General features: G+C 72.4%; 7 protein-coding genes. 2 read left to right on the plus strand and 5 right to left on the minus strand.

Annotation, left to right across the window (positions count from 1 at the left end; all coding sequences use genetic code 11):
* The 4 genes from AC2W7A_RS09885 to AC2W7A_RS09900 form a co-directional block, all read right to left on the minus strand.
* Positions 1–258: hypothetical protein (locus AC2W7A_RS09885; protein ID WP_485991209.1), on the minus strand; the 258-nt coding region annotated here is incomplete at its 3' end.
* A gap of 154 nt (positions 259–412) precedes the next feature.
* Positions 413–1,669 carry an amidohydrolase gene (locus AC2W7A_RS09890; RefSeq protein WP_485991210.1) on the minus strand — a complete coding sequence of 419 codons (1,257 nt, stop codon included), beginning with the start codon at positions 1,667–1,669 and terminating at the stop codon, positions 413–415.
* Between the two features lie 69 nt (positions 1,670–1,738).
* Positions 1,739–1,957, minus strand: a complete 219-nt coding sequence (locus tag AC2W7A_RS09895; RefSeq protein ID WP_485991211.1) for a hypothetical protein — start codon at positions 1,955–1,957, stop codon at positions 1,739–1,741.
* A 98-nt stretch (positions 1,958–2,055) separates the two neighbouring features.
* Positions 2,056–2,889: a hydroxymethylpyrimidine/phosphomethylpyrimidine kinase gene (locus AC2W7A_RS09900; protein ID WP_485991212.1), complete on the minus strand. Its 834-nt coding sequence runs from the start codon at positions 2,887–2,889 to the stop codon at positions 2,056–2,058.
* Positions 2,890–3,028: 139 nt separating this feature from the next.
* Here AC2W7A_RS09900 and AC2W7A_RS09905 point away from each other — a divergent pair, with 139 nt between their 5' ends.
* Complete coding sequence (locus tag AC2W7A_RS09905; RefSeq protein ID WP_485991213.1) at positions 3,029–3,634, plus strand: DUF4126 domain-containing protein; 606 nt, start codon at positions 3,029–3,031, stop codon at positions 3,632–3,634.
* A gap of 17 nt (positions 3,635–3,651) precedes the next feature.
* Complete coding sequence (locus AC2W7A_RS09910) at positions 3,652–3,978, plus strand: putative quinol monooxygenase (protein WP_485991214.1); 327 nt, start codon at positions 3,652–3,654, stop codon at positions 3,976–3,978.
* 47 nt (positions 3,979–4,025) lie between these two features.
* Here AC2W7A_RS09910 and AC2W7A_RS09915 read toward each other — a convergent pair.
* On the minus strand, positions 4,026–4,288 hold a 263-nt coding region (locus AC2W7A_RS09915), incomplete at its 5' end, for a hypothetical protein (protein ID WP_485991215.1).

The following is a 4,288-nucleotide window of genomic DNA, read 5'->3' on the forward strand; positions in this document are numbered from 1 at the left end:
CCATCGCGGCGCGCAGCTCGGCGGCCCCGTAGACACCGGTGGCCGCGGCGATGGCCCGGTCACGGACCGGCGCTGCGCCGCATCGCCGGCAGAGGGGTCCAGCAGGCTCAGCGCGCCCAGGCCAGCTGCGGACAGCAGACCGTAGCTGCGGCTGCCCGGGCGCAGGAAGCCGGGGCGGGTGGCCTTCCTCGGCAGATAGGCGGCGGACATCCCGGACAGCGGGGCGTGGGCGAACATTCCGATCTCGGTGGTCTTCATGCCCCCATCCTCTCCGGAGACCGCCCTTCCTGTCGCCTGCACCCCTCCGCCTCACCCTCGTGACGCCGGCGGGTGGGTTCCTGGAGGCCCGGATCCGGTGCAGGAACGACGGCGGCGACTCACCCCTGCCAGGGTGAGTCGCCGCCGTCGTGGTTCAGCTTCGACCGATGTAGGCGAGCAGGCCGGACAGGGCCGCCCGGTGCCCGGCCTCCAGGGTGGGCTCCATGGCGGGGCCGAAGGCCGGATGGTGGTTCACCGGGTACTGCTCCGGGTCGCCCTGGAAGCCGCCGAAGAACCAGTAGACGAGGGGGACGTCGATCGCGTCGGCGAGGGCGCCGACGTCCTCGGAACCCATGAACGGCGGGGCGTCCAGGACGTGGTCCGCGCCGAGCTCGGTGCGCAGGGCGTCGGCGATGCGGGCGGAGTGGTCCGCGTCGTTGAAGCAGCGTGGGAAGGCGGAGATCTGCTCCACGGTCGGTTCCGGGGCGCCCGAGGCGGCGGCCTCGGCCTTCGCCACCCTCTCCACGGCGGACACGACCTGCGCGCGGCGCTCCGGGGTGAAGGTGCGGATGTTCAGCTCGATGGTGGCCGAGCCCGGGATGATGTTCTCCTTCAGCCCGGCGTGGAACGTGCCGACCGTGACCACGGCGGAGTCGCGCGGGTCCACCTCGCGGGACACGATCCCCTGCAGGCGGGTGACGGCGTGGGAGGCCATCACGATCGGGTCGATGCTGTCCTGGGGCTGCGAGCCGTGGGCCTGCTTGCCGTGGAAGGTGATGCGCAGCGAGTCCGCCAGGGCCATGGCGGTGCCGGGGATGACGTAGACGCTGCCGGCCTCCAGCGGCATGACGTGCTGGCCCAGCACGACCTCCGGCTTCGGGGCCCTCTCCCAGAGGCCGTCCTCCACCATGGCGGCCGCGCCGGCGCCGGTCTCCTCGCCCGGCTGGAACACGAACACCACGGTGCCTTGCCAGGTCTCGGGGGCCTTCGCCAGCTGACGGGCGGCGGTCAGGGCGCCCATCACGTGGGTGTCGTGGCCGCAGCCGTGCATCACCGGGACGTCCCGGCCGTCCGGCAGGGTGCCGCGGGCGGTGGAGGCGTAGTCCAGGCCGGTGTCCTCCTCGATCGGGAGGCCGTCGAAGTCCGCACGGTAGGCGACCGTCACGGCGTCCGGGGACTCCGGGTGCCGCAGGACGCCGACGACGCCGGTGCCGCCGCAGCGGAAGTGCTCGATGCCGAGCTCGTCCAGCTGCCGCTCGATCCAGGCCGCGGTCTCATGCTCCTGCATGGACAGCTCGGGGTGGCGGTGCAGGTGGACGTAGTCCGCGTGCATGCGTTCCCGCTCGTCCGCGGTGAGGTGCAGTGCCTCAGGCAGGGCGGTGGGGGTGGTCAGTGGGGACGGGGCGGTCATGGGGTGGTCTCCTCTCGACGGGATCGCGGCGGCGTCCTGCCCGGTGCGGGCCGTCCGCGCGGACGGGGATCAGTAGTGGATGTCCTCGCCGGGGGTCTTCTCGGCCACCGTCTCACGGCGGCTGCGGAAGAGCCATGCCAGGACGATGGTCAGGACCATGCCGACCGTGCCCGGCACCTCGTTGATCAGGGCGGAGCGCATGCTTCCGCGCTGGAAGATCAGCTCCGCCATACAGTCCGCACCGCCGGTCAGCGCGTACGCGAACGTGGAGTCCTGGCGGTGGGCCATGGACTCCACCGCGGCGCGGACGGTCCCAGGCGCGCACTCCACGCGCAGCAGTGCCGTCTCAGCGCGGGGCCGTCGTCGGGAAGGGGCGGAGCAGGCGGTCAGCCCTGGCGCAGGCCGCCCTGCCAAAGGGCGGCGAACGGGGTGTTGCCCTCCACGGCCTGGCGGATGCCGGCGGTGACGAACGCCTTGGCGCGCTTGGCGGCCTCGAGCGGCGTGGCGCCCTTGGCGAGCTCGGCGGTCACGGCGGCGGCCAGGGAGCAGCCGGCGCCGGAGACGCCCTCGGTGCCGATCTTCGGCTCGGACAGCACCTCCACGGTGTCCCCGTCCACGAACACGTCCACGGCGTCCGGGCCCTCGAGGCGCATGCCGCCCTTGGCGAGCACCGCGGCGCCGGAGACCTCGTTGATCCGCTTGGCCGCCGCGATCAGGTCCTCCACGGACCGCACGGTCATGCCGGAGAGCTGCTCGGTCTCGAAGTGGTTCGGGGTGGTGAAGGTCGCCAGCGGCAGCAGCTCGGCCTTCAGCGCCTGGTCCGTGTCCAGCGCGTGGCCGGCCTCCTGGCCCTTGCAGATCAGCACCGGGTCCAGCAGGACGTGGTCCCACTCCCGGGACTTCAGGGCGGCGGCGGTGGTCTTGATGACCTCGGGGGAGCCCTGCATGCCCAGCTTCACGGTCTTCAAGGTGCCCTCGTAGTCCTTCTGCACGGCCTCGAGCTGGTCCGCGATGACCTCGGTGGGCACCGGGAAGAAGCGGTGGTTCCAGCCGTCCTTCGGGTCGAAGGAGACGATGCAGGTCAGGGACACGATGCCGAAGACGCCCAGCTCCTGGAAGGTCTTCAGGTCGGCCTGGGCGCCGGCACCTCCGGTGGCCTCGGAGCCGGCGATGGTCAGGGCGAGGGCGGGGCGCTCCGTGCGCGGGTTCACGTCAGACATGAGGCCGATGCTACGCCCGTCGCGCAGGTCCGCGCACGCGGGCCCCGGCGGCGTCCGCGGTGCTAGCGTCTGCGGCGGATGCGCCGGTCCGTCAGGGGCAGCACGGGCGACCCTCGGCGCACCGGAAGCGGGGCAGACCATGCTCGAGATCCTCACCGGCGCCGGCCTGGCCACCTCGGCCGGCCTCAACGCCTTCATCCCCATGCTGGCCTTGGGTCTGCTGGACCGGTTCACGTCCCTGGTGGACCTGCCGCCTGCCTGGGCCTGGCTGTCCTCGGACGTGTCCCTCTGGATCCTCGGCGTGCTGCTCGTGGTGGAGGTCGTGGCGGACAAGATCCCCGCCGTGGACACGGTGAACGACGCGATCCAGACCGTCATCCGCCCGGCCGCCGGCGGCATCACGTTCGCCTCCGGCATCGGCACTCAGACCACCACCGTGACGGACCCGGACCAGATGATGTCCGGCAGCGCATGGGTGCCCATCGCGATCGGCGTGGCCATCGCCCTGGTGGTGCACCTGATGAAGGCCGGCGCCCGCGCCGGCGCGAACACCGTGACCGTGGGCGCCGCCGCCCCGGTGCTCTCCACCGCCGAGGACGCCTCCGCCGTGGTGCTGTCCCTGACCGCCCTGTTCCTGCCGGTCCTGGTGGCCGTGCTGATCGTGGCGCTGGTGGTCGGCCTGCTGCTGCTCGCCCGCCGGTTCCGCCGTGGGCGGAGGGCCGGCGCTGGCCCGCGCCCGGCCTGATCGGTCAGAGTGGAGTCATGATCCTCATCAACCTGAAGTTCACCGTGAAGCCCGAGCTCGCCGACCAGTGGATGGACGCGGTGGCGAAGTACACCGCGGACGTCCGCTCGGAGGAGGGCAACATGTTCTTCGAGTGGTACCAGCCGGTGGAGGGCGGGAAGAACGAGTTCTTCCTGCTCGAGGGCTTCACCGACGAGGGTGCCGAGGCCCACGTGAAGTCCCCGCACTTCCAGGAGGGCATCGACGCCATGAAGCCGTTGCTCGCCAAGACCCCGCAGATCATCTCCGAGCAGGTCTCCGCGGACGGCTTCGGCCCGATGGGCGAGATCCAGATCGACGAGTGAGCCTGACGGCCCACTGAGGTCTCCTCCGCACCACGGCTGAGCCCGTCTCAGCCCTCCAGGGCGGCCCGCACCGACGCCAGCACGGCGTCCGTGCCGGGCCGCCCTTCGTCCACCGTCACGACGACGGTCCTCACCCGGGGTGCCTCGCCCGCCCGTTGCCCGCGGGCGGGGTCAGGGCTGGCGACGATCCGCTCGAGCTGCGCCAGACAGGCGGGCCTTCGGCCCGGCCGGGCGTCCCGGGAGGGGCGCCCGGTCGTCCTCGCCGGCGCGCAGCCAGCCTGCGCAGGGTCGCGTTGTGCACGGCCACGGC

The organism is Micrococcus sp. LASM2_SD2, assembly GCF_057364565.1.

Bases quoted from the DNA above. Each gene is read 5' to 3' on its own strand.
- AC2W7A_RS09905 (WP_485991213.1), top strand. From the start codon at position 3,029: ATGCTCGAGATCCTCACCGGCGCCGGCCTGGCCACCTCGGCCGGCCTC.
- AC2W7A_RS09895 (WP_485991211.1), bottom strand. From the start codon at position 1,957: ATGGCCCACCGCCAGGACTCCACGTTCGCGTACGCGCTGACCGGCGGT.
- AC2W7A_RS09910 (WP_485991214.1), top strand. From the start codon at position 3,652: ATGATCCTCATCAACCTGAAGTTCACCGTGAAGCCCGAGCTCGCCGAC.
- AC2W7A_RS09890 (WP_485991210.1), bottom strand. From the start codon at position 1,669: ATGACCGCCCCGTCCCCACTGACCACCCCCACCGCCCTGCCTGAGGCA.
- AC2W7A_RS09900 (WP_485991212.1), bottom strand. From the start codon at position 2,889: ATGTCTGACGTGAACCCGCGCACGGAGCGCCCCGCCCTCGCCCTGACC.